This window comes from Microbacterium sp. AC035 (genome assembly GCF_979258485.1).
In genome coordinates this window covers 2,628,720-2,653,203 of the sequence record NZ_OZ409858.1, presented here as the reverse complement: position 1 = coordinate 2,653,203, position 24,484 = coordinate 2,628,720, and the positions used below count along the sequence as shown (strand labels likewise).

At 68.0% G+C, this 24,484-nt stretch carries 23 protein-coding genes; 19 read left to right on the top strand and 4 right to left on the bottom strand.

Annotated elements, in window-relative coordinates; translation table 11 throughout:
* Positions 1 to 33: 33 nt before the first annotated feature.
* From ACZ0AA_RS12775 to ACZ0AA_RS12750, 6 genes are all read left to right on the top strand, one after another.
* Positions 34 to 1,368, top strand: coding sequence for an ABC transporter substrate-binding protein (locus tag ACZ0AA_RS12775; protein WP_463513140.1), 1,335 nt, complete (start codon positions 34 to 36; stop codon positions 1,366 to 1,368).
* 72 nt (positions 1,369 to 1,440) lie between these two features.
* Complete coding sequence (locus ACZ0AA_RS12770) at positions 1,441 to 3,561, top strand: alpha-galactosidase (protein WP_463513139.1); 2,121 nt, start codon at positions 1,441 to 1,443, stop codon at positions 3,559 to 3,561.
* A 161-nt stretch (positions 3,562 to 3,722) separates the two neighbouring features.
* Complete coding sequence (rpmB, locus tag ACZ0AA_RS12765; protein WP_042540533.1) at positions 3,723 to 3,959, top strand: 50S ribosomal protein L28; 237 nt, start codon at positions 3,723 to 3,725, stop codon at positions 3,957 to 3,959.
* On the top strand, positions 3,959 to 4,129 hold the full coding sequence (gene rpmG / locus ACZ0AA_RS12760; protein WP_017203558.1) for a 50S ribosomal protein L33: 171 nt from the start codon (positions 3,959 to 3,961) through the stop codon (positions 4,127 to 4,129). Before rpmB ends, rpmG begins: the two co-directional genes overlap by 1 nt.
* A gap of 3 nt (positions 4,130 to 4,132) precedes the next feature.
* A complete protein-coding gene (rpsN, locus tag ACZ0AA_RS12755; RefSeq protein ID WP_042540535.1) occupies positions 4,133 to 4,438 on the top strand; it encodes a 30S ribosomal protein S14 in 306 nt (101 codons plus the stop codon).
* A gap of 695 nt (positions 4,439 to 5,133) precedes the next feature.
* Positions 5,134 to 5,799: an endonuclease domain-containing protein gene (locus ACZ0AA_RS12750; RefSeq protein ID WP_463513138.1), complete on the top strand. Its 666-nt coding sequence runs from the start codon at positions 5,134 to 5,136 to the stop codon at positions 5,797 to 5,799.
* Between the two features lie 371 nt (positions 5,800 to 6,170).
* On the opposite strand, the gene ACZ0AA_RS12745 is transcribed toward ACZ0AA_RS12750, so the two are convergent.
* Positions 6,171 to 6,998, bottom strand: a complete 828-nt coding sequence (locus ACZ0AA_RS12745; protein ID WP_463513137.1) for an alpha/beta hydrolase — start codon at positions 6,996 to 6,998, stop codon at positions 6,171 to 6,173.
* A 146-nt stretch (positions 6,999 to 7,144) separates the two neighbouring features.
* Here ACZ0AA_RS12745 and ACZ0AA_RS12740 point away from each other — a divergent pair, with 146 nt between their 5' ends.
* The 3 genes from ACZ0AA_RS12740 (at position 7,145) to ACZ0AA_RS12730 (ending at position 10,378) form a co-directional block, all read left to right on the top strand.
* Complete coding sequence (locus ACZ0AA_RS12740; RefSeq protein ID WP_463513136.1) at positions 7,145 to 7,765, top strand: TetR/AcrR family transcriptional regulator; 621 nt, start codon at positions 7,145 to 7,147, stop codon at positions 7,763 to 7,765.
* Between the two features lie 230 nt (positions 7,766 to 7,995).
* Positions 7,996 to 8,283 (top strand): HU family DNA-binding protein, encoded by a 288-nt coding sequence (locus tag ACZ0AA_RS12735; RefSeq protein WP_042541574.1) that lies wholly within the window; start codon positions 7,996 to 7,998, stop codon positions 8,281 to 8,283.
* A gap of 85 nt (positions 8,284 to 8,368) precedes the next feature.
* The gene (locus ACZ0AA_RS12730) at positions 8,369 to 10,378 is read left to right on the top strand and encodes a cytochrome c oxidase assembly protein (RefSeq protein ID WP_463513135.1); all 2,010 of its coding nucleotides are present in this window, start codon (positions 8,369 to 8,371) and stop codon (positions 10,376 to 10,378) included.
* 10 nt (positions 10,379 to 10,388) lie between these two features.
* Here ACZ0AA_RS12730 and ACZ0AA_RS12725 read toward each other — a convergent pair whose 3' ends face one another.
* Complete coding sequence (locus ACZ0AA_RS12725; protein ID WP_463513134.1) at positions 10,389 to 11,462, bottom strand: hypothetical protein; 1,074 nt, start codon at positions 11,460 to 11,462, stop codon at positions 10,389 to 10,391.
* A 160-nt stretch (positions 11,463 to 11,622) separates the two neighbouring features.
* Between ACZ0AA_RS12725 and ACZ0AA_RS12720 the strand changes: the two genes are divergently transcribed.
* A complete protein-coding gene (locus tag ACZ0AA_RS12720; RefSeq protein WP_463513133.1) occupies positions 11,623 to 13,017 on the top strand; it encodes an ATP-dependent DNA helicase in 1,395 nt (464 codons plus the stop codon).
* Between the two features lie 6 nt (positions 13,018 to 13,023).
* Here the strand turns inward: ACZ0AA_RS12720 and ACZ0AA_RS12715 are convergent, their stop codons facing one another.
* Positions 13,024 to 13,671 carry a biliverdin-producing heme oxygenase gene (locus tag ACZ0AA_RS12715; protein WP_463513132.1) on the bottom strand — a complete coding sequence of 216 codons (648 nt, stop codon included), beginning with the start codon at positions 13,669 to 13,671 and terminating at the stop codon, positions 13,024 to 13,026.
* A gap of 54 nt (positions 13,672 to 13,725) precedes the next feature.
* A complete protein-coding gene (locus ACZ0AA_RS12710) occupies positions 13,726 to 14,040 on the bottom strand; it encodes a DUF2470 domain-containing protein (RefSeq protein ID WP_463513131.1) in 315 nt (104 codons plus the stop codon).
* A gap of 89 nt (positions 14,041 to 14,129) precedes the next feature.
* Between ACZ0AA_RS12710 and ACZ0AA_RS12705 the strand changes: the two genes are divergently transcribed.
* The 9 genes from ACZ0AA_RS12705 to ACZ0AA_RS12665 all read left to right on the top strand — a co-directional run bounded on the left by ACZ0AA_RS12705 (position 14,130) and on the right by ACZ0AA_RS12665 (position 24,480).
* On the top strand, positions 14,130 to 15,413 hold the full coding sequence (locus ACZ0AA_RS12705) for a serine hydrolase domain-containing protein (RefSeq protein WP_463513130.1): 1,284 nt from the start codon (positions 14,130 to 14,132) through the stop codon (positions 15,411 to 15,413).
* Positions 15,414 to 15,463: 50 nt separating this feature from the next.
* Positions 15,464 to 16,480, top strand: coding sequence for a magnesium/cobalt transporter CorA (gene corA / locus ACZ0AA_RS12700; RefSeq protein WP_400863799.1), 1,017 nt, complete (start codon positions 15,464 to 15,466; stop codon positions 16,478 to 16,480).
* 156 nt (positions 16,481 to 16,636) lie between these two features.
* Positions 16,637 to 17,983, top strand: a complete 1,347-nt coding sequence (locus tag ACZ0AA_RS12695; RefSeq protein ID WP_463513129.1) for an ABC transporter substrate-binding protein — start codon at positions 16,637 to 16,639, stop codon at positions 17,981 to 17,983.
* A 73-nt stretch (positions 17,984 to 18,056) separates the two neighbouring features.
* Positions 18,057 to 18,968 carry a carbohydrate ABC transporter permease gene (locus ACZ0AA_RS12690; RefSeq protein ID WP_463513128.1) on the top strand — a complete coding sequence of 304 codons (912 nt, stop codon included), beginning with the start codon at positions 18,057 to 18,059 and terminating at the stop codon, positions 18,966 to 18,968.
* The gene (locus ACZ0AA_RS12685) at positions 18,965 to 19,891 is read left to right on the top strand and encodes a carbohydrate ABC transporter permease (RefSeq protein WP_463513127.1); all 927 of its coding nucleotides are present in this window, start codon (positions 18,965 to 18,967) and stop codon (positions 19,889 to 19,891) included. Before ACZ0AA_RS12690 ends, ACZ0AA_RS12685 begins: the two co-directional genes overlap by 4 nt.
* Positions 19,892 to 19,896: 5 nt before the next feature.
* Complete coding sequence (locus ACZ0AA_RS12680) at positions 19,897 to 20,583, top strand: hypothetical protein (protein WP_463513126.1); 687 nt, start codon at positions 19,897 to 19,899, stop codon at positions 20,581 to 20,583.
* On the top strand, positions 20,580 to 22,592 hold the full coding sequence (locus ACZ0AA_RS12675; protein WP_463513125.1) for a glycoside hydrolase family 36 protein: 2,013 nt from the start codon (positions 20,580 to 20,582) through the stop codon (positions 22,590 to 22,592). The genes ACZ0AA_RS12680 and ACZ0AA_RS12675 overlap by 4 nt, the downstream gene beginning before the upstream one ends.
* A complete protein-coding gene (locus ACZ0AA_RS12670) occupies positions 22,589 to 23,482 on the top strand; it encodes a family 43 glycosylhydrolase (protein WP_463513124.1) in 894 nt (297 codons plus the stop codon). Before ACZ0AA_RS12675 ends, ACZ0AA_RS12670 begins: the two co-directional genes overlap by 4 nt.
* Positions 23,479 to 24,480, top strand: a complete 1,002-nt coding sequence (locus ACZ0AA_RS12665; protein WP_463513123.1) for a hydroxyacid dehydrogenase — start codon at positions 23,479 to 23,481, stop codon at positions 24,478 to 24,480. The genes ACZ0AA_RS12670 and ACZ0AA_RS12665 overlap by 4 nt, the downstream gene beginning before the upstream one ends.
* Positions 24,481 to 24,484: the final 4 nt, after the last annotated feature.

Genomic DNA, 24,484 nt, shown 5'->3' with positions numbered 1-24,484 from the left:
GCACCACCCCATCGCATCCACGAAAGGATCGAAATGCAGCATTCGAAGATGAAGGCAGCCGCTGTCATCGCCATCTCGGCGTTCGCGCTCGCCGGTTGCTCGGCATCCGGCGGAGACAGCTCAGGCACCGGCGGCGACGCCGCAGCCTCGTGCACCCCGGCCGACGGAGACGTCACGCTCGAGTTCACCTCCTGGATCCCCGGCATCGAAGATGTCGTGAAGATCTGGAACGAGGCCAACCCCGAGATCCAGGTCGACGTGCAGACGGGCCCGAACGGCAACGGCGGCACGTACCAGAACTTCTTCAACCAGATCAAGGCGGGGGATGCCCCCGACCTCGGCCAGATCGAGTACGACGCCCTGCCGAACTTCCTCGTGCAGGACGGCCTCGAAGACCTCAGCGCCTGCGAGGCCGTCGTCGCCGCAGAGGACCAGTTCGTCGACTGGGCCTGGGGACAGGTCACGCTCGGCACCGAGGGCGTCTACGGCGTGCCGCAGGACACCGGCCCCATGGGGCTGTTCTACCGCGCCGACCTGTTCGAGCAGAACGGCATCGAGATCCCCACCACGTGGGACGAGTACCGTGAGGCCGCCGTGAAGATCCGCGACCTCGGCGGATACATCACCAACTTCTCGCAGTCGGACATCAACCAGTTCGCGGGCTTCGCCTGGCAGGACGGCGCTCAGTGGTTCTCGAGCGACGACGAGGGCTGGACGGTCTCGCTGGCCGATGACGCCACCACCACGGTCGCGGACTTCTGGCAGAGCATGCTCGACGACGACCTCGTCGCCACGGTCCCCGCGTGGACCGACGAGTGGAACAACGCCTACAACTCCGGTCAGGTCTGGACCTGGAACTCCGCCGTCTGGGGTGCCAACTCGATCTCGAGCGGCGCACCCGACACGGCGGGCAACTGGGCTGTCGCACCCCTCCCGCAGTGGGAGGAGGGCGGATCCGCCGCCGGCAACTGGGGCGGCTCGTCGACCGCCGTGCTCAAGGGCAGCGAGCACGTCTACGAGGCGACGAAGTTCGCGCTCTGGCTCAACACGTCGGATGAGGCGCTGACCGCGCTCGCCGAGGCGGCCAACCTCTACCCGGCCACCACCGCCGGCCTCGAGCTCCCGGTCTACGCCGAGGGCGTGGAGTTCTACGGCGGGCAGAAGATCTACGACGTCTTCGCCGACGCCGCCACCCAGGTCTCGCCCGACTTCGCGTGGGGCCCGACCATGACCCAGACCTACTCGGACGTGTCCGACGGTTTCAAGGCCGCGGTCTCGGGCAGCGGCACGCTGCTCGACGCGATCGAGAAGGGTCAGACGGCGACCGTCGACGCGCTCAAGGCCGCGTCGATCCCCGTCAAGGAGTAACACCTCCCGGAGGCCCGCCCGTATGCTCACGGGCGGGCCTCCCTTTTCGTCTGTGATCCGTCTGGAGCAGCAATGAGCGAACTCGTCCATCTGACCTCCGGCGGCGTGAGCGTCGTCATCGACACGACCACAACGCGCCTGCTGCACTGGGGCGCGACGCTCGACGCTGCCGATCTCGACGCGCTCTCGGCCTCGTCGACCGGGTCGGTCACGTTCAGCTCGTTCGACGCGCCGCGCACTTTCCCGCTGCTCGCCGTCGAGGCCGACGGGTGGTCGGGTGCCCCGGCTCTCGCCTGGCACCGGGGCGGTCTGCACAGCGCTCCGCTGCTGCGGTCGGTCGGGTGGGATGCGACGGCGACATCGGTGCGGGCGGAGTTCGCGGATGCCGCTGCCGAGGTCTCGGTGGTCCTCGAGCTCGACCTGGACGCCGTCGGTGTGCTGACCGCGCAGCTGTCGGTGACGAGCACCGCTGACGGTGCGGAGCCGCTGGATCTGCTGGCCGCGCGCGTCCTGCTGCCTGTTCCTGCCCACGCGACGGAGGTGCTCGATCACACCGGACGCTGGACCGGCGAGCGGCACCCGCAGCGCGGGGCGCTTCGGCACGGAGCGCATCTGCGACAGGTGCGCCGCGGCCGTGGCGGGCATGACGCGCCCTACCTGACCGCGGTCGGCACCGACGGGTTCGGCTTCCGTCGGGGCGAACTGTGGACCGCGCACGTCGCGTGGAGCGGCGACCTCGAGGTCGGCGTCGAGCGGCTGCCCGAAGGCGCCGGTGTGCACGGGGCCGTGCTCGGTGGGGGAGAGCTGCTGCTGCCCGGCGAGATCCGGCTCGCGGCCGGTGAGACCTACGTGTCGCCTCGGGTGTTCCTCACCTACGGCGAGAGCGGGCTCGACTCGGTGTCCGCCCGCCTGCACCAGACCGTGCGCGCGTTCTCCGCGCACCCCACGACGCCGCGCCCGCTCGTGCTCAACACGTGGGAGGCGGTGTACTTCGACCACGACCCGGCGAAGATCATCGCGCTCGCCGAGGCCGCGGCCTCCGTCGGCGTCGAGCGCTTCGTCCTCGACGACGGCTGGTTCCGCGGTCGACCCGATGACCGGTCGGGCCTGGGGGACTGGTTCATCGACGACGCCAAGTGGCCCGACGGCCTGCGACCGCTCGCCGAGCACGTGCGCGGACTCGGCATGCAGTTCGGGCTCTGGTTCGAGCCCGAGATGGTCAACCCGGTGTCCGACCTCGCCGCGCAGCATCCGGACTGGGTGCTGCAGGCGTCTCCCGACTCGCCCACCTGGCGCCACCAGAAGGTGCTCGATCTCGCGAACCCGCATGCCGCGGCCTACCTGCTCGAGCGCCTCGACGCCCTGGTCTCCGAGGTCGGCATCGACTTCATCAAATGGGACCACAACCGCGACCTGCACGCGGCGGTGTCGCCGCACACGGGCCGCGCATCGGTGCATGCGCAGACCACCGCCTTCTACGCCCTGCTCGACGCGCTGCACGAACGGCATCCGTCACTGGAGATCGAATCGTGTGCGAGCGGAGGCGCCCGGGTCGACCTCGGCGTGCTGCAGCGCACGCAGCGGGTGTGGGCCTCGGACTCGAACGACCCGGTCGAGCGCCAGCGCATCCAGCGCTGGACGGGCACGCTCGTGCCGCCCGAGGTCGTCGGATCGCACGTGGGTCCGCCGATCGCCGAGACGACGCACCGCGCAGCATCCCTGCCGTTCCGCATGACGACCGCGCTGTTCGGTCACGCCGGAATCGAATGGGACATCACCGGCTGCACGGAGGACGAGCGTGCGGCGCTGGCGCGCTGGACCGCGCTGTACCGCGAGCTGCGTCCGCTGCTGCACTCGGGGGTCACGGTGCGCAGCGACGAGGTCGACGACGAGACCCTGCTGCACGGCGTCGTCGCGGTCGACGGTTCGCGGGGCGTGTTCGCCTGGGTGCGCCTGGGTGCATCGGTCGATGCCTTCACCCCGCGCACCCGTATTCCCGGGCTGCAGGCGGGGGAGCGGTATCGGCTGCGCGTGCGGGAGGACCTCGGTGCGGTGTCGCGCCATCAGGTGGCAGGCCCCGGATGGACGGATGCCGGGATCCAGGCCACGGGAGCGTTCTTCGAGTCGGTCGGAGTGCCACTGCCGCTGCTGGCTCCCGGCGCTGCGCTGCTGCTCGAGGCTGTGCGAATCTGAGCCATGCCCGTGCTAAACTGACTCTTTGTCTGCGCACACTCCTGTGCGTAGTTCGCGTGCTCCCCCTTCTTCGGCCGAGAAATCGGCGGTGCGGGGTGGCGCGCAGACAAGGGATCTTGGGTGAGGCCGTCCGGCCTCACGGTATAGAAGGAGTCACCATCATGGCAGCAGTGTGCCAGGTGACCGGAGCTGTTCCCGGCTTCGGTCACAACGTCTCGCACTCGCACCGCCGGACGAAGCGCCGCTTCGACCCGAACGTGCAGAAGAAGACCTATTTCGTCGCTTCGCTCGGTCGTAAGATCACGCTCAACGTGTCCGCCAAGGGCATCAAGGTGATCGATGTCCGTGGCATCGAGAACGTGGTCAAGGACCTCCAGGCGAAGGGTGTGAAGCTCTAATGGCCAAGAAGGCTCAGGACGTACGTCCGATCATCAAGCTGCGTTCGACGGCAGGTACGGGCTACACGTACGTGACCAAGAAGAACCGCCGCAACACCCCCGACCGCCTCGTGCTCAAGAAGTACGACCCGGTCATCCGTCAGCACGTCGAATTCCGAGAGGAGCGTTGATCAATGGCTAAGAAGAGCAAGATCGCTCGCAACGAGCAGCGCAAGGTCATCGTCGAGCGTTACGCAGAGCGTCGCGCCGAGCTGAAGAAGACCCTCGTCGACCCGAACGCCACCGACGAGGCCCGCGAGGCCGCACGCGTCGGCCTGCAGAAGCTGCCGCGCAACGCGTCGCCGGCTCGCGTGCGTTCGCGCGACGTCATCGACGGCCGCCCCCGCGGTGTCCTCACGAAGTTCGGCGTCTCGCGCGTCCGCTTCCGTGACATGGCACACCGTGGCGAGCTGCCCGGTGTCACCAAGTCCAGCTGGTAAGTCTCAGCAGACAAGCCTGAAGGGGCGAGGATCTTCGGATCCTCGCCCCTTTCGCTGTGTTCGGGGGTATGCCGCGGTATCCGCTCCTTCGCAGCGCCGTCCCCGCATCCGCTCCCGGCATCCGCTCCCGCATCCGCTCCCGCATCCGCTCCCCGCATCCGCAGCGCCCCGTGGGGCGGACTTCTCCTTGTGGGGCGGACTTCTGGCGCAGCATCTTCCGCCCTACGGGGTGTTCTCCTCCCGACGGGGTGCTCTTGCATGCGGTACTTCGTGTCGCCTCGTGGGGCGGACTTCTCCTTGTGGGGCGGACTTCTGGCGCGGCATCTTCCGCCCTACGAGGTGTTCTCCTCCCGACGGGGTGTTCTCTCCCAACGAGAAGTTCTCCGCACCCCACGAGGTGTTCTCCTCCCGACGACGTGTTCTCCGCCGGACGGGTGCTCCTGCACATGCGGCGCAATCTTGATGTTCCCCCCTTCCGGTGGGATCTCACCACGCAGCGGCCACGGAGGATGCCGCGGGCTGGGCATGATCGACGGATGGATGTCGTACCCGCACTGGCTGAGCGGCAAGGAATCGCCCGAATCCGAACGCTGCGCCGATCAGGAGCCACGGAGTACGACGTGAAGCGAGCCGTCCGGAGTGGGGCGGTCATCTCGGTGTGCCGAGGTTGGGTGGCACTCCGCGATGCTGGTCCGATGCTCCTTGCGGCTGCCAAGCGCGGCGTCGTGCTCAGCTGCATCACGGTGGCCAAACGGAAGGGTCTGTGGGTCACGTCGACCGGTGAACCGCACGTGGCAGCACCGGCGAAGTCGGGTCACGCGAACACCGTCCGCGGCGTGGTGCACTGGAGCAGTCCGCTCTTCCCGCGAGATCCCGATCGGCTCGAGGATTCCATCGAGAACGCGCTGGTTCTCGTCGCCCGCTGCCAGTCGCACGAGGACGCGCTCGCGACGTGGGAGTCCGCGCTTCGACAGCGCCTGGTAGATGTGGATGTCCTCTCAAGGGCCCCGCTACCGCCTGCGGCGAGAAGGCTGCTGGAGGATGCGCGACCATTCGCGGATGCAGGAACCGAGACGATCTTCCGCACGAGGCTCCGATGGCTCGATGTGCCGATCACCCCGCAGGTCTGGGTGTTCGGGCATCACGTCGACTTCCTGGTGGGAGACCGACTCGTCATTCAGATCGACGGCGGGCATCACGTCGGGCCCCAGCGGTCGAGCGACATCGAACATGATGCAGAGCTCACGGTGCGCGGCTATCACGTGATGCGGATCAGCTACCACCAGCTCATCAACGAATGGCCTGCCGTGCAGAACAGGATCCTGACCGCCATCGCTCAGCGCCTTCACGTTGCGGCGTGACTCGGCGACTCGGGCGCGCCCCGTCGGGCGGAGATTGCCCTGTGGGGAGGAGGATCCCGGCCCAGGAATCCGCCCAACACGGACATGTCCGCCTAACGGGGTGCAGTGCGAGGGGTGCAGTGCGAGGGGGTGCGGTGCGAGGGGGTGCGGTGCGAGGGGGTGCAGTGCGAGGGGGCGCGGTGCGGTGCGAGGGGAGGCGGTGCGAAGGGACGCAGGGGGAGGCGGTGCGAGGGGGTGCGGTGCGAGGGGGTGCAGTGCGAGGGGGCGCGGTGCGGTGCGAGGGGAGGCGGTGCGAAGGGACGCAGGGGGAGGCGGTGCGAGGGGAGGCGGTGCGAGGGGAGGCGGTGCGAGGGGAGGCGGCCCCCCCCGCATCAGGCGACGGATGCTGTCGCGTGCGCGACCGCCCAGGTGAGGGCGTAGTCGGCGATGTCCTCCCAGCCGTCCTGGCTGACGAGGCGGTGGGTGCGGCCGGCATACTCCTTGTAGTCCACGATGGCGGGGCTGCCGGTGGAGCGATACTTCTTCTCGATCGCGCGGACGATGGTCGGCGGCACCACGTGGTCGATCTCACCGGCGATCAGCAGCAGCGGGGCGCGGTCGGCGCGTGTGTAGTCGACGTGGGTGACTCCGCCCTTCTCATTGAGCACCGAGGTCACGCCTTCGAAGAAGACCCGGTTGTAGGAGTTCACGGCGTACTCCTCCCAGAGGGCATCGGATGCCGCGCGCGAGAGGTCGTTGCCGAACGTGAAGTGGAAGTGGCGCTTCGACAGCGGCTTGGCGCCGTTGCGCCCGAAGGGGTTGGAGAGGATGGGCGTTCCGGTCCAGAGGGTCGAGAGGGGGAGCGCGGTGACGCCGGCGGTCTGTCCGGGGGCGACGCCCACGTAGGCGGCACCGAGTCCGCGGTCGGCGAGCATCTGCGTGAGCACCCCGCCGAACGAATGGCCCATGATGATGGGCTTCACCGGGAGGGTACGGATGATGCGCTCGTAGTGGTCGGCGATCTGCTTCAGGCCGACGCCCTCGAGGGCCGACGGATCGCGGCGGATGTCTTCGACCGAGCGGTCGTCGATGCCGGGCCACCCCGGAATGATCACCTGATGGCCCTGCGCGCGGAAGCGCTCAGCCCAGGTGTTCCAGCTCTTCGGCGTCATCCAGAGTCCGTGGATCAGGACGATCGGGAGCTTCTCGGTGCTGTTCATGGTTTCTTCTCCTGTCTCTGCCCCCGCCGTGTGCGAGTGCGTTAGAGTGATAGTAGACCGAACGTTCTATCTACTGCAACCTATTCCCGAAAATCCGAACGCGGTCCGGATTGCACGATCCGGATGACACGATGAGAGGGATCACCATGAACACCACGACTCGCACCACGACTCGCACCACGACGACCGCCGACGCACCGAAGCGTCCGAGCGCCGCCCGCACTCGACTGATCGACAGCGCGACCAGGCTCTTCTACGAAGAGGGGATCCACGCGGTCGGCGTCGATCGCATCATCGATGAGGCCGGGGTCACCAGGGCCACGCTCTACAAGCAGTTCGGCGGCAAGGAGAATCTGGTCCTCGCGTACCTGCGCAACGAAGACGAGATGCTTCGGGCGCTCTTCACCCAGGCAGGAGCGGAGGTCACGGATCCGGCGCAGCTGGTCGACGCGGTGATCGAGGGCATCGCCGCCGACATCCGCCTCCGGCACACGCGGGGCTGCCCGTTCATCAACGCAGCCGCGGAGTATCCGGATGCCGACGGTGCCGTCCGTCTGCTGATCGATGAGCACCGGGAGTGGTTCCGCTCCACACTGCAGGTCGTCGCCGAGCAGGCGGGTCTCGAGCGCCCCGCTGATGTCGCGGCATCCCTCGTCCTGCTGCGGGATGCAGCGCTCGTCGGCGGCTACCTCGACGGAGACGAGCGCGTCACGCCGGCCTTCGCGCGCACCGCCCGCGCGGTGATCGCCTCTCACCGCCGCAGCTGAGCGGCTTTTCAGCGGATTCCCGCGGCTGTCCGCCTGACTCGGTCGGACGCCACACGAGTCACATTCGTCACTTCTGCACCACGACACGCCGCCCAAAACCCCAAAACCCGCGAAATGACGCGGAAATGTGGGCGGTGGTTGGTACATTCAAGGCGGTCACTCGACCAACGGAGGGCAGTCGCCCTTCGAACACCAACGATGCGACGGGAACCTCGTCGCTGGAGGATGACATGGCTGACAAGTCCATCACCAAGACCGAGCTCGTCGCGAGCATCGCTTCTGCCACCGGCCAGAGCCAGGCCACCGTCTCGGGTGTCCTCGACGCGCTGTTCTCCTCGGTCTCCGACGCTGTTGCCAAGGGCAGCAAGGTCTCGATCCCGGGCTGGATCTCGTTCGAGCAGGTCGCAACCGCAGCTCGCACGGGCCGCAACCCGCAGACCGGCGCCGAGATCAAGATCCCGGCCGGCCACCGCGTCAAGGTGACCGCTGGTTCCAAGCTCAAGGCTGCCGTCAAGTAAGACTGCACCTCTGCGAAGGCCGCTCCCGATCCGTCGGGGGCGGCCTTCGTGCTCCCACTCCGGTTCCGCGGCTTAGGCTTGAGGGGTGAGTGCCCGCGCCGTGCAGACCCCGAACCGCTCCGCGTATCGCGCGGGCGGAATCGGAATCCTGCTCGCGACCGGATTGATCGGCGTGCTCATCGCCCTCCTGATCGGCGGGGGAGCGGCGCCGCTGCTGCTGCAGGATCCGGGTCCGTTCGTGCGCTGGGCCACCCCCATCGTCAAGCTCGTGATGAACATCGCGGCTGCGGCGATGCTGGGCTCCCTCGTGCTGGCGCTGTTCGCGCTGCGCAGCGAGGAGAAGTCGTTCGACACGGCCCTCAACACGGCCTCTGCGGGCGCGGCCGTCTTCACGGTCACCGCCGGCATCAGCGGATTCTTCACGTTCATGGCGGCCTTCAACCCGCAGCTCAGCGCCGAACGCGAGTTCGGCGAGCAGCTCGGACGATTCCTCCTGCAGCTGCCGCTCGGTCAGTCGTGGCTGATCACCACCATCATGGGCTCGGTGATCACCGTGCTCGCGTTCGCCTGGCGCACGTGGACGCCCACCCTGATCACAGCGATCCTCGCGGCGGCATCCTTCCTTCCGCTGGCCACCCAGGGCCACTCCGGTGAGCTCGCCGGCCACAACATCGCCGTGAACTCGATCCTCCTGCACACGATCGGCGCGGCGGTGTGGCTCGGTGGGCTGCTGCTCGTCGTCATCCTGCGCGACCGTTCGGGCGTGGGCACCGCGCGGCTGGTCAGCCGCTACTCCAGCCTCGCGATCGCCGCCTTCGCGGTCGTCGCGATCTCGGGCCTGGCGCGTTCCATCGTCTCCTTCGGCGACATCTCCCAGCTCTGGACGCCCTACGGCACGATCCTGCTCGCGAAGGTCGTGCTCCTGGTGGGCATGGGTCTGCTCGGCGCCTGGTACCGCATCCGTCTGATCCCTCGTCTGGAGGGAGCCGGTGCGGCGCGCTGGTTCTGGATGCTGGTGCTGTGCGAGGTCGCGCTGATGGGCCTCGCGTCAGGTGCCGCCGCCGCGCTCGCGCGCACGCCGCCGCCTACGGGCGAGGAGGCCGCGTTCGTGCAGACGCCGGCCGAGAACCTCACCCGCTCACCCCTGCCTCCTGAGTTCACGATCGATCGCTGGTTCACGGCGTGGGACATCGACGTGCTCTGGCTGGTCGCCGCCGGGTTCGGCCTCTTCTTCTACCTCGCAGGGGTGCGCCGCCTGCGACTGCGCGGTGATCGCTGGCCGATCCACCGCACCGTCTTCTGGGTGCTGGGCATGCTGATGCTGCTGTGGGTCACGGGTGGCCCGATCAACGCGTATCAGGAGTACCTCTTCAGCGTGCACATGCTGGGTCACATGATGCTGTCGATGGCGATCCCGCTGCTGCTGGTCTCGGGGGCGCCGGTCACACTGGCGCTCCGTGCGATCCACAAGCGCGACGACGGCACCCGTGGTGGCCGCGAATGGATCATGTGGGCGGTGCACTCGCCGTTCTCGAAGGTCGTCACCCACCCGTTCGTCGCAGCCGGCATCTTCATCCTGTCGCTGTGGGCCTTCTACTTCACCGACCTCGTGCGCTGGTCGATGTTCGAGCACCTCGGCCACGAGTGGATGGTCGCGCACTTCCTCATCTCCGGATACCTGTTCGTGCTGAGCCTGGTCGGCGCGGACCCCGTGCCGTACCGTCTGCCCTACCCCGGTCGCCTGATCACCCTGATCGCGATCATGGCCATGCATGCCTTCTTCGGCGTCGCGATCATGATGCAGGAGGGGCTCATGGTCGCCGACTGGTTCGGCTCGATGGGGCGCACGTGGGGCCCGACACCGATCGAAGACCAGTACATCGGCGGCGGCATCGCGTGGTCGATCGGTGAGATCCCGACCCTGATCCTCGCCATCACGGTGGCGATCCAGTGGAGCCGCAGCGACACGAAGCTGCAGAAGCGCCGCGACCGGCATGCCGATCGCACGGGCGAGGCCGAGCTCGAGGAGTACAACGAGAAGCTCGCGGCCCTCGCCGAACGCGACCTCCGTCAGGCCGAGCGCGAATCGCGCTGACCACGGGCTCTCAGCCCGTCGTCTCCTCGTCGGGAGACCCGACTCGGATCGACACCTTTCCGTCCGGAAGGATCGTGATCGATCCGTTGACCTGGAACGGGACGTCTTCGGACACCTCCTGGACGGAGCCGTCGAAGAGGGAGCGGATCTCGACCTCGACGTGCGCGACCGCATCCGTCGGGGGGATCTTCCAGTGCCCGCCATCAGGAACGACGCTCACCCGGGGCTGCGCCGTGATCGACCACTTCGGCAGCGAGGCGAGGCGGTTGTAGACCTCGAGGCCGAACGGGCATGCGGTCGGCTGCAGCACCTCCTGCGTGGTGCATTCCGTGAGGAACTCCTCGACACGCTGCTGCACCACGGCGACGAAGTCGGGGGTGGGCTCGGTCTGCACGTCGACGGGGGTGGTGGCGAGCGGGGTGTCCGCGAGGACTCCGACGCCCTCGGAGTCGGCGATCGCTGTGTCGACGGTCACCGAATAGAGGCCCGGCGTGAAGACCAGCAGCGGCAGGGGATCGAGGGGAGCGGCCTGCGCACCGGCGGCCGACACCTGCCGGCGGTCCATCTCGAAGCCGTTGACGGCGAACTGATCCGCGCCTCGCAGCGTGAGCTCGACCACGGCGAGAGGGCTCGTCGTGAAGCGCCAGTTCGGGGTGACCCCGGCCCAGCCGTCCTGCTCGACGGTGAAGGTGGTGGTTCCGGTGTGGCCGCTGGCCGTGAACGAGACGGTCACCTCGGTCTTGCCGGCGTCGTCGGGCTTCTCCGACAGCACCTCGACGTCTGTGAGCGGGGCGAGGGCCGAGTGGCGCAGCAGGGCCTCCGACGCCGTGGCTCCGATGCCTGCGACCTCGAGAGTCTCCCGGTCGATCGCGACACCGGGCACGCGAAGGGCATCGGCCGCTCGCCCCTCGGAGAGCAGATCGAGATACCGCACGACGAAGGCCGAGGGTCCGTAGAACTGCTGGTAGAGGGTCATCCCGCCCGCGCCGAGCGCGGCGACGAGCACGAGTCCGACCACCGCGAGCATCGCGAGGTCGGCAACGAGGCGCGAGCGCCGGGGCGCCTTCGTCTCGACCTGCTGCATGGCGTCAGTCTAGAAGTGCGGCCTGGGACGACGCCGTGCGTGAGTCGGTGTGCGTCGGCATCCGATCGCTGTGTCCGTCGGATGCCGGGCGGTGGCGCCGCGTAGCATGGGAACGCACGATGCCACCGTGCGTTCCCGCCTTCGTCCGTGTGAGAGATCCGTGTCGCTTCCCGCCCTGTCCGAAGAGCAGCAAGAGCTGTTCCGGCTGATCGAGGACACCAGCGAGCACGTCTTCATCACCGGTCGGGCCGGCACCGGCAAGTCGACCCTGTTGCAGTACTTCTCGTGGAACACGAAGAAGCAGATCGCGATCTGCGCACCGACCGGTGTCGCCGCCCTGAATGTCGAGGGTCAGACGATCCACTCGCTGTTCCGGCTGCCGATAGGTCTGATCGGCGACTCGGACATCGACCAGAACGACAACACGCGGCGCATCCTCAACGCGATCGAGACTCTTGTGATCGACGAGATCTCGATGGTCAACGCTGACCTCATGGACGCGATCGACCGTTCGCTCCGGCAGGCGAGGGGCAAGCGCGGCATCCCGTTCGGCGGAGTGCAGATCGTGATGTTCGGCGACCCGTATCAGCTGGCGCCCGTGCCGCCGCGCGGCGACGAACTGCGCTATGTGAAAGACCACTACCGCTCGTTCTGGTTCTTCGACGCCAAGGTCTGGGCCGGCGCCGCCGGTGGGGAGGCGCCCGAGGAGGAAGAGGGACTCTTCGCCGTCGACACCCGCGCCGAGCTGCACGTGCGCGAACTCGTGCAGATCCACAGGCAGTCGGATGACGGCTTCAAGGCGATGCTGAACGCGGTGCGGTACGGCCGGGTCACCGCCGAGATCGCGGGTGTGCTGAACACGCAGGGCGCACGCACGCCGCCCGATCCTGAGCCGGGGGAGGTGCCGATGATCACGCTCGCCACGCGGAACGACATCGTGAACACCATCAACAGCCGGCACCTCGCGGCGCTGCCGGGCAAGGAGCAGACGGCTCGCGCAGAGGTGAGCGGAGAGTTCGGACGCGGCGAGGCGTCGTTGCCCGCCGAGTCGGAACTGAAGCTGAAGATCGGCGCGCAGGTGATGTTCCTCCGCAACGACACCTCGATGTCGGGTGAGCCGCCGAGGTGGGTGAACGGCACGATCGGCACGGTGGTGCGGATCCTCGGCGAGACCGTGCGCGTCGAGATCGACGGTGATGAGGTCGACGTCGATCCTGCGGTCTGGGAGCGCTTCCGCTATTCCTACGAGCCGAGCACGAAGAAGCTCTCCCGTGACGTCGTCGCCGAGTTCACGCAGTTCCCGCTGCGCCTCGCCTGGGCGGTCACGATCCACAAGTCGCAGGGCAAGACGTACGATCGCGCCATCATCGACCTGGGGTCCGGCGCGTTCGCACCGGGGCAGACCTACGTCGCGCTGTCTCGGCTCACGTCGCTCGACGGGCTCTACCTGTCGAGGGCGCTGCGCCCGAGTGACATCCGGGTCGACGAGGATGTGCGCCGTTTCATGCGCGACGCCTGGCTCGCGGCGACCACGCCCGAGGTCGGGAAGGCCTGAGCGGTCTCAGGCGGCGACGCGTGCGCGGTCGAGGTCTTCGAACAGCTCGGTGTTGAACCGGTAGGCGAGAAGCACCTCGTCGATCACGCGCTCGCGCTCGGCGTCGTCCCACGGTGCTGCGTCGAGCTGCTCGCGGTAGACGTCCTTGAACGCAGACGGGTCGGCGATGTCGTCGAACAGGTAGAACCCGATGCCGTTGGTCTCGAAGCCGAAGCGGCGGGCCATCACCCGACCGATGAAGATGCCGCCCGAGAGGTCGCCGAGGTAGCGCGTGTAGTGGTGCGCGACGAAGCCTCCGGCCCAGGTCGCGCCGACCTGGCGGATGCGCTCGACGTAGCGCTGTGTGGTGGGCAGTGCGACGATCTCGTCGCGCCAGCCGGCACCGAGCAGGAACTCGAGATCGGCCTCCAGCGCAGGAAGGCGGGTCAGCTTGTCGCTGAGGAAGACGGATGCGACGGGGTCGCGGCGCATCCGCTCGCCCGCGCTCTCGAGGGCCTCGTAGATGAAGTAGTGCTGTGCCACGAGCGCGATGTAGTCCTCGCGCGAGCCCTCGCCCTTGAGCAGGTCTGACATGAAGCCGGCACCCTCGCTGCGCGAGTGCGAACCGGAGGAGCGCTCACGGAGGGCTGCGGAGAAGGAGAGGATCTCGGACATGTGCCAAGTGTAAGGGTTGCCTAACCTCGAGCGAAACCCCGATATCTCAGAGCGTCACGCGTGCGGGCGCGGCTCGACCCCGAGCTTCTCGCACGCGAGGTCGTAGAGTGCGACGACCTCGCGTCGCACAGCGGGTCTCTCGGTGATCGGACCGGAGGGCCACGCGATGCGCAACTCGGAGGCGGCCCCCGACCGGGTGACCTCCCAGACGCCGCCGTCGCCGTCGAGGTCCGTCATCACGGCGTTCGTGATCTCATCGCCCTCGGCCGACGAGAAGGCGCGTGTGATGAGCAGATTGTCATCGGTATGGTCGCCGTTCATGTGGCGCAGGATGGCCGAGACGACGTCGGCCTCGAAGATGTGGGGCATGCTGATCACCCTAAAGGGGCCTCGGCGATGCCTTCTTTCAGGAACGGCGTTCTAGACTCGGGAGACACGTCTTCCGGGGGTCCCCTTTCATGCAGCTTCTCTCGTCGCGCACGTTCCGCGCAGCAGCGGCCGGCGTCGCCGTGCTCGGGCTCTTCCTCACCGGCTGCACCGCCGAGCCGGAGTTCAGCTATGAGCCACCGTCCCAGGTCGAGGGCTCACTGCCCGACGACACCGTCGCCGCGATGGAGGCGGCCGTCGCCAACGCGCTCGCCGCATCGGGTGCCTCGGGTGCTGTCGTGGGCGTATGGGCTCCGTGGAGCGGCAGCTGGGTCACCGGCGTCGGCACGCAGGGGCCCGGCTCCGACCAGGAGGTCAGCACCGACATGGCCTTCCGCATCGCGGACATGACGCGGCTCATGACGTGCGACGTCCTCTACGGCCTCGCAGACGAGGGTGTGGTCGAACTCGACGACTCCGTGACCGACTACGTCTCGGGTGTCGCAGACATGCAGGGGATCACGCTCCTCGACCTGTGCAACAGCACGAGCGGAGCCGGCTCGTCAGAGGCGACCGCGCAGGCTGCCTGGCTCACCACGCCGGAGCGCGTGTGGGCGCCGCTCGAACTCGCGTCCTACGGCCTCGGTGCCCCGCGCGCCACGCCGAAGACGACCTACACCAACTCCGACGCCGGATACCTGCTGCTCGGACTCGCGCTCGAGCGGGCATCGGGCCATACGGCATCCGAGCTGATCGACGAGTACGTGGCCCAGCCGCTCGGTCTCGCCGACACATCGCTGCCCTCGCCGGCCGCGGCTGCGCCCTCGAGCGGTCCGGTCATGAACGGGCACTACCTGACGCCCATCGAAGGCGGATACAACTGCGCGGCTCCGACTGACATCACCACGCTGTCATCGAGCACGGGGTACACCGACTCCGGCGTCGTGTCGACCATCGAGGACCTCGGCCGGTACGCCCAGGCCGAGGCCGCGCAGAAGCTGCGGACGAAGGACGAGCCGAACCGCTTCGGCGCCCCGCTGCCGCAGAGCCCCGAGGCTCCCTCGTGGTTCCAGGCCACCGGAGGAGCCCTGCTCGTCGGATCGATGGTCGGACAGTCGGGCTGGACTCCCGGATACCAGACGTCGGCGTTCTCCGATCCTGAGTCCGGCTTCACGGTCGCGGTGTCGCTGAACGACTCGACGACCGGAGGGCTGACCGCGATGTTCCTGGCATGGGAGCTCGCCGCGATCGCGTCGAAGGCTCCCGCAGCTGCGGGCGAGACGGCTCCCGAGTTCGGACTGCCTTTCACGGCCGAGCAGTACCACCAGGAGATCACCGATTCCGCGATCCCCTGCGTCGCACCGCCCGCCGGCTGATCTCGGAGGCGGACGATCGATCCGCGGGCCGACCGATGGAGGGAACGCCGATGGCGATCATCGACAACGCGATCTATGTCGACGGCATCCGCACCGAGAATCCGCGCAGCCTCAGTGAGACGTTCGAGGTGCTGCGCGAGCGCGGAGGCATGAGCTGGATCGGCCTGTACCGGCCGAGTGAAGCCGAGATCCGTGAGGTCGCCGACGAGTTCGGCATCCATGCTCTCGTCGTGGAGGACGCGCTGGCCGGGCACCAGCGCTCGAAGCTCGAGCGCTACGGCGAGGTGCTGTTCATGGTGCTGCGCTCCGCACGGTATCTGGATGCGGCGGAGGAGGTCGAGTTCGGCGAGATCCACGTGCTCGTGGGACGGGACTTCGTGGTGACCATCCGTCACGCGGAGTCGCCTGACCTCGGACGCGTTCGTCGCCGCCTCGAAGACGACCCGGGGCTGCTGAAGCTCGGTCCTGAGGCCGTGCTCTACGCGATCCTCGACGAGGTCGTCGATGAGTACGCACCGGTGCTCGCCGGCCTCGAGAACGACATCGACGAGATCGAGAGCCAGCTCTTCGAGGACGAGGTCGATGCCACGCAGCGCATCTACGAGCTCGGCCGTGAGGTCATCGACTTCCAGCGGGCGGTGCAGCCTCTGGCCGGGATGCTCGACTCGCTGCTGCGCGGATCGGCGAAGTACCAGGTCGACGAGGAACTGCAGCGCTATCTGCGCGATGTGCTCGACCACACCCTCCGTGTCTCGGAGCGGGCGAACACCTTCCGCACGGTGCTCGACAACGCCCTGACCGTCGAGTCCACGATCGTGGCGCGGCGGCAGAACGAGGAGATGCGGCGGATGACCGAGCTGAGCATCCGGCAGAACGACGAGGTCAAGAAGATCTCGGGGTGGGCGGCGATCCTGTTCGCCCCGACGCTCGTCGGCACGGTCTACGGCATGAACTTCGACCACATGCCCGAGCTGCATTGGACGCTCGGATACCCCATGGCGGTCGCTTTGATGGTCGGCATGGGTGCCGGTCTCTACTGGGCGTTCAAGCGCAAGGGGTGGCTGTAGCCCTCCCGATCCGGGCACGCCGAACGTCGTTGGGGTTGATTCTGCCGAGTTCACGAGTAAAGTGCAACTAGTTACAGAAAGTGCTTGGAAACCGCTATCCCGTCAGCTACCGTCGATGTAGCCGACGAGAGTCCGGCACGAATCAAGGGAGATCACATGCACAACGCAACGACGCGCTCGGCACGCAGCCGCCTCCTGCTGGTGACCGCCGGCCTCGCGACCTCCGCTCTCGCGCTCGCCGGATGCGCCGGTGGCTCAGGAGACGCGGCGGCGTCGGGAGACAAGACGACGATCCGCTTCCTGTATGCCACGGGAGACGAGACCTGGAACGCCGTCGTCGACCAGGTCGTCACCGCCTTCAACGAGCAGAGCGACACGACCGAGGTCAAGCTCGACCCGCTGCCTGCCGGCTCCGACTACGCCACCGCGCTCAAGACCGTCGACGCGACGGGCAATTGGCCCGCGGTCGTCGACATGCGCGACACGCTCACGTATGTCAACGCGGGCAAGCTCGCCGACATCCCCGAAGAGGTCACCGCGCTGCTCGAGCCCGACGCGTTCGCGGCGGCCGAAGACGGCAATGTGTACACGGTGCCCTACAGCGCGCTCAACGGCGAGCTCGGCATGAACATCGTCTACAACAAGACGTACTTCGAAGAGCACGATCTCGAGGTCCCCGAGACCTACGACGACTTCATCGACCTGCTCGACGAGATCAAGTCGAACGGCGACGTGCCGCTCGCCACGGCCGCCGCCGAGGTGTGGCCGGCCGACCAGCTCTGGAAGCCCCTCGCAGCGCCCACGTTCGCCGAGTTCAGCGATGACGGCGGTTTCTGGAACGTCGCCGCCGAAGGCGGCGCCTCCGTCGCCGACCTGAAGGCTCCCCTCGAGGAGCTGAAGATGATCATGGACAACTACGTGCTCGAGGGATGGCAGTCCACCGCGGACGCGCAGACCACGACGCTCCTCGTCAACGATCAGGCCGTCATGGCGACGTCGTCCGCCGGACTCGGGCGGTTGATGGACATCAACAAGGTCGACCCCGAGTTCGACGCGGGGCTGTTCATCATCCCCGACGAGGACGGCAAGATCAACGTCCTCAAGAACAGCGTCGTCGGAGACACCGCCGGCGGGCTGGCGATCTCGTCACAGGCGGCGGAGGATGAGGACGAGTACGCCTCGGCGGTCGAGTTCCTCACCTACTTCTACTCCGTCGACGCGGCGAACCTGATGGAGAAGAGCGGCTGGATCTCGCCGAACATCCTCAAGGCCGACGAGGTCGAGCGCAATGACACGATCCCCGGTGCCGAGGACTTCTTCGCGCTGCTCGAGAACCCGAACCTCGTCTGGTACGAGAACGCCCCGACGCTCAGCACCTTCAGCTCGGTCAACACCTTCTTCCGGCAGTCGCGCATCGAGATGCAGGACGGCCAGACCACGATCGACGAGACGATCGCGAAGGTCCAGGCAGAGCTCGAGGCGCAGGTCGCCGCAGCCGGTTGACCCCGGCGCCGGGGGTGCGGATCCGACCGCGCCCCCGGCTCCCCGGCGAACGCCGATCGATCAAGGAGAGAACATGAGTGCAACCACCGCGGTCCGGGTGCGACCCCGATTCGGGCGAGGGCGCCTGGCGATGCTGGGCTTCGTCGCCCCGGCGCTGGCGATCTATCTCCTGATGGTGATCGTGCCGTCATTGCAGACGGTGCAGCTGAGTCTGACCGACTGGGACGGCATCAGCGACGGCTACGACTACGTCGGCATCCAGAACTACGAGGACATCGTGGCGAGCGGTCGCTTCTGGAACGCGGTGCGCAACACCCTGATCCTCGGGCTCGGCTCGGCGCTGATCATCAACGTGATCTCGTTGGCCGTCGCCCTCATGCTCGACAAGCTCAACCACGCGCAGGGGTTCTTCCGCACGGCCGTGTATCTGCCGGCCCTGGTCAGCGCCTTCATCATGGCGACCATCTGGAAGTACCTGCTCAACTACAACTTCGGTTCGGTGAACACGGTGCTGCGTGACATGGGCATGCCGGAGTGGGCCCGCGACTGGCTGGGCGACAGCAGCATCGTGATCTGGGTGATCCTCTTCATCACCTGCTTCACCCTCGGTGGAAACACCACTCTCATCTATCTCGCGAACCTGCAGTCGGTGCCGCAGGAGCTGATCGAGGCGGCGCGCATCGACGGTGCGAGCGGCGCGAAGGTCTTCTGGAACGTGACGTGGCCGATGATCGCCGGTGCGGTCACGGTCAACATGACGCTCGCGATGATCGCCGGCTGGGTGATCTTCGACCAGGTGCTCGTGCTCACCTCGGGGGGCCCCGGCTTCGTGAGCGAGACCATGGCCTTCTTCATCTACAAGGTCGGCTTCGGCGAGTACCGGGCCGGCTTCGGGTCGGCGGCTGCCGTCGTGCTCTTCATCGTGGTGATCGTGAGCACCGTCGCCGCGAACGCCTACATGCGCAAGAGGGAGATCCAGGCATGACCGAGACGATGACCCAGGTCACCATGAAGATCGAGCCGGAGCAGAAGCCCTCTGGTCTCGCCCGCATCCCGCGCCCGCCGCGCGTGCGCCGGGAGAAGAAGAAGTGGTCGGTAGGCGAGATCGTCGTGATGGCGGTGCTCAGCATCCTGGTGCTGATCGTCGCGTCGCCGGTGATCTACGCGCTGCTGAACTCGTTCCGCTCGTACGCCGAGATCACGAAGGATCCGATGGGCCTGCCCACCTCCTTCGCCTTCGACAACTACGTCGCCCTCTTCCAGCAGACCGACTTCCTCGAGGCGGTGCTGAACACCCTCATCATCACGGTCGGCACCGTCGTGATGCTCATCATCATCGTGCCCATGGCCGCGTACGGCATCGAGCGGATCGGCGGTCGCACCTCGCGGTTCCTGTACGTGCTGTTCATCGCCGGACTCATGATCCCCTTCCAGGTGCGGATGATCCCGCTGGTCAAGGGCTTCGACGACGTGGGGCTCTACAGCACCCTGCTCTCAGTGATCCTGGTGCATCTCGGAGGGGCCGCGAGCTTCGGCATCCTGCTCTACTGCAGCTTCATCAAGGGCATCCCGATCGAGGTCGAGGAGGCGGCGCATGTCGACGGCGCCGGGCGTCTGCGCACGTTCTGGCTGATCGTCTTCCCGATGCTCCTGCCGGTGACCTCGGCCTTCGTGATCATCCAGGCGCTCGGGCTGTGGAACGACTTCTTCATCCCCCTGGTGTTCCTCGACTCCTCCTCGGCGGGAACCATCAACGTCGCGATCAACCGCATGGTGGGCCTGCTCACCTCGCAGTGGCAGCTGATCTACACCGGCGCGATCCTCGCGATCATCCCGTCCGTGGCGATCTTCGCGGCCTTCCAGAGGTACTTCATCAAGGGCATGTCGGTCGGGGCGGTCAAGGGATGACCACCGTGACCACCTCGCGCCTCGGGCGCCTGCTCGGCTATGACGGCGTGATCGCGACGCTGCTGCTGGGCGCCTTCCGATACTTCCTGGTCTCGCTCTCGTTCGTCGCCTGTCTCCTGCCGGTGCTCGCCTTCCAGGCTCTGGTCGGCTGGCAGGCGACGCACATCGCACTGTGGCTCGGGGCCGCCGCGGTGCTGACCGTCGGTCCAGCTCTGCACGGCCTGACACGGGCCGCCTCGGCTCTGCTCGACTCGGACCCGCACGTCGCCCGGATCTTCTGGACCGGTGTCGCGGATGCCGTTCGCCACCGCTGGGGGTCAGCTCTGGCCCTGAGCGTCGCGGTGCTGGTGCTCGGATACGACGTGGCTCTGCTCGGCGCGGATGCCGGTGTGCTGCTAGGTGCGGTCGCCGTGGCCGCCGTCGTCGCAGCGACCGTCGTGTCGGCGGCGTTCGTGTCGGACTCGCACCTGCGCGGTCCCGCCTTCGCCCTCGCCGCCACGCGGATCGTGCTGCAGCGTCCGCACCTCGCTCTGGTCTGGCTTCTGCTGGCCGCCCTCGCGGCCCTCGCCACCTCACTCCCGGTGATCGGTGCGGTGGCCTGGTTCTCCGCACCGGCCCTCGCGGCGGTGACGGCCACGATCTGCAACCGCGCGCTCGGCTTCGCGGGTGCTCGTGAGCGGGTGGGCGCATGATCGCGCGGATCGGCGGATTCACGATCGGCTGGGATGACGATGCCCCCGCGACGCTGACCGTGGCCGACGGGCACCCGGCACCGCTGATCGAGATCTTCACTGCCGCAGAGCAGCGTGCCCGCACCAGTCAGGCATACGTGCGCTCGGCCGTGGGAGCCCGGCTGCGCCTGGAACGAGCGGATGCCGCTCCCGACGCCGTCACGCTCGTGCAGCGCGATCCCGATACCGGCCTCGAGGTCACGAGCGCGCTCGCCCTCTCGGGCACCGCTCTGCGAGTGCAGCACACGCTGCGGGGCACCGCACAGGAGCCGCTCGTCGTCACCGCAGTCACCTCGGCCGTGCTCGGACTCGGCACCGGGCCGCGCGCGGGGGAGGGCTTCGACCTCGTTACGGCACGGAGCGAGTGGCTCGCCGAGAATCGCTGGCACCGCAGGCCGCTGACCGACGAACTGCCTCCGCTGTCGCTGCCGATCCATGCCCAGGACGGGCGGGGTCACGCGACCCTGACCAGCCACGGCGCGTGGTCCACCGGCGAGCATCTTCCGGTGGGAGCCCTCGTGCATCACGACGGTGCGGCCATCGCCTGGCAGATCGAGAGCGGTGCCGCGTGGCACGTCGATCTCAGTCAGGGGCTCGACGGGCTCGCCGTGTCGCTGCTCGGCCCCACCGATCTCGAGCATCAGTTCGCCCGCGCGCTGAGCCAGGGCGACGAGTTCACGACCGTGCCGGTCGCGCTCGCCGCCTCGACGCAGGGGTTCGACGCGGCGATCGCCGCGCTCACGGCGCATCGCCGCGCCATCCGACGCGTCGACGGGCACGACCTCCCGATCGTCTACAACGACTTCATGAACACGCTCATGGGCCAGCCGTCGTCCGAGGCGCTGCGCCCGCTGATCCGAGCAGCGGCAGAGGCCGGCGTCGAGGTGTTCTGCATCGACGCCGGCTGGTTCGCCGACCCCGCGATCGGCGACTGGTGGGACACGGTCGGCGAATGGCAGGAGGCGCCGTCGCGCTTCGACGAGGCGGGACTCCGCGGAATCATCGACGAGATCCACGCGGCCGGCATGCGCTCGGGGCTCTGGCTCGAGCCCGAGGTCGTCGGTGTGCGCAGCCCCACCGCGCAGTCACTGCCCGAGGACGCGTTCTTCCGACGCTTCGGCGTGCGCGTGCGCGAACACGACCGATTCCACCTCGACTTCCGGCACCCCGCGGCGCGGGCCCACCTCGACGAGACCGTCGACCGGATCGTGCGGGACTACGCCGTGAGCTTCCTGAAGCTCGACTACAACATCAACCCGGGCGCCGGCACCGAGTGGCGGGCGACGGCGGCCGGAGACGGGCTGCTCGGCCATATCCGCGCGTTCGGCGACTGGCTCGACGCCGTGCAACTGCGGCATCCGCAGCTCCTGATCGAGAACTGCTCGTCGGGTGCGATGCGAGCCGACTACGCGCTGCTGTCGCGAACCCACCTGCAGTCCACGAGCGACCAGCAGGACTTCCGTCTGTATCCGCCGATCGCGGCATCCGCACCCGCCTCGATCCTCCCCGAGCAGGCGGGCAATTGGGCGTATCCGGCGGTGGGGATGACGGATGCCGAGACGGCGTTCACCCTGGTCACCGGACTCAGCGGGCGGCTGTATCTCTCGGGCTTCCTGGGTGATCTGCGCCCCTCGCAGACATCGCTCGTCGCCGAGGCGGTGGGCCTGCACAAGACCCTCCGTGCGAGCCTCGCCGAGACCGAGCCGTTCTGGCCGCTGGGTCTGCCCGCATGGGATGACGGCATCGTGTGCCTGGGGCTTCGCGCCGAGGGGCAGACGCTGCTCTTCGTGTGGGATCGCTCCGACGAACCCCGCTCGTTCACGGTCCCCGGCATCCTCAGTGCGGAGACGCTGTTCCCCGCCTCCTCCGCCGACTCGTGGGCCGTCATGAGCGTCGACGACGGCATCCGCATCGAGACGGCCGGCGGTCTCGATGCCCGTGTGCTCCGGGTCAGCGAGGCGCGCGCATGAGCGGCCTGATCCGCACCGGGGAGCTGCTCACCGATGACCGCGGGCGCATCGCGCAGCTGCACGGCATCGGCATCCAGCGCGTGGGCCGGCACTGGTACGCCTGGGGCGAGGACAAGAGCGCCGGCGACAGGTTCACGGCTGTGGCCTGCTATCGGTCGACCGACCTCGCTGACTGGGAGTACCTCGGCGACGCGCTCACCGCCGGCACCGGCGACCTGGCGCCCGATCGCATCGTCGAGCGCCCGAAGGCGCTGCGTCGCCCCGATGGGCGCTGGGTGCTGATCGCGCACATCGAGAGCCCCGACTACTCCGATGCCAGGGTCGGCTACGCCGTCGCCGACGAGCCGCACGGTCCCTTCGAATACCTCGGCAGCGAGCGCCCGCTGGGCAACCTGAGTCGGGACATCGGCGTCTACCAGGAGGACGGCGTCGGCTATCTGCTCTCGGAGGACCGCGACGGCGGGCTGCACATCTACCGACTGCGACCCGACTACTGCGGTGTCGAGTCGATCGTCGCGACGCTGCGGCAACAGGATCGACCCGAGATCGGATACGAGTCGCCGACGCTCATCCGCCACGACGGCGTGTACTACCTGTTCGGATCGGACCTCACCGGGTGGGACCTCAACGACAACAAGTACGCCACGGCGCGCGCACTCGAGGGTCCCTGGTCGCCGTGGCAGGACTTCGCGCCGGCCGGCAGCCGCACGTTCGACTCGCAGGTGAGCGTCGTGCTGCCGGTCGATGACGCGCACGTGTACTTCGGTGACCGCTGGAATCGCGACGACCTGGCGTCCTCCGCGCCGGTCTGGCTGCCCTTGCGGGTCGAGGAGGGTCGCGCGGAACTGGTCTGGCGCGACGACTGGAGCATCGAGGAGCTGAAGAAGTGAACGCCCGACCACGCGCGATCGTCGCGATGAATCCACCGGCACTGGCCGAGAACCTGTTCGGCCCGCACCGGACGCGGCTGAGCGGGCTGGTCGACGTGAGCACGGAGGTCCTCACCGAGTTCGACAGCGACGTCGCGTCGCACCTGGTCGGCGAGGTCGAGATCCTGCTCGCCGGGTGGGGGTGCCCGCGGGTCGACCTCGACATGCTCGACCGGATGCCGAGACTGCGCGCGGTCGTCTTCGCCGGCGGCACCGCGAGCGCCGTGCTCGACACGGTCGAGGCCACCCGCCGCGGCATCGTGTTCACGAACGCGGGAGAAGGCAACGCGCAGGCCGTCGCCGAGTACACGGCGGCGACGATCGTGCTCGCCGGCAAGCGCGCGAAGTACGCCGAGCAGATCTACCGCGAGGGTCGTGCCTTCGTCGACCGCGAGGCCGACCTGATCGACAGCGGCAACTTCGGGCGGACCGTCGGGCTCATCGGCGCTTCTCGCATCGGCCGCCGTGTCGCGCAGCTGCTGCAGGCGACCGATGTGCGAGTGCTGATCTACGACCCGTACGCCTCGGAGGAGGAGATCGTGTCGCTGGGCGGGCTCAAGGTGACCCTCGACGACCTGCTCTCGGGATCCGACATCGTCTCTCTACATGCACCGGCGACGGCGGAGACCGAGCACATGATCGGTGCTCACGAGCTCGCAGTGCTTCGAGACGGCGCAGTGCTGATCAACACGGCCCGGGGGTCGCTGATCGATCACGACGCGCTGCGTGCGCACCTGCGCACAGGGCGGATCGATGCGATCCTCGATGTCACCGAACCGGAGCCGCTCGCCGTCGACGACGAGCTGTGGAGCCTGCCGAACGTCACGCTCACCCCGCACATCGCCGGGGCCACCGGAAACGAGCTGCATCGTCTCGGGCGTGATGTCGTCGACGAGGTCGCCAGATACGTCGCCGGCGACGCCTTCGTCGGTTTCGAGCGGGTCCCGGGGGTCGTGTGATGGG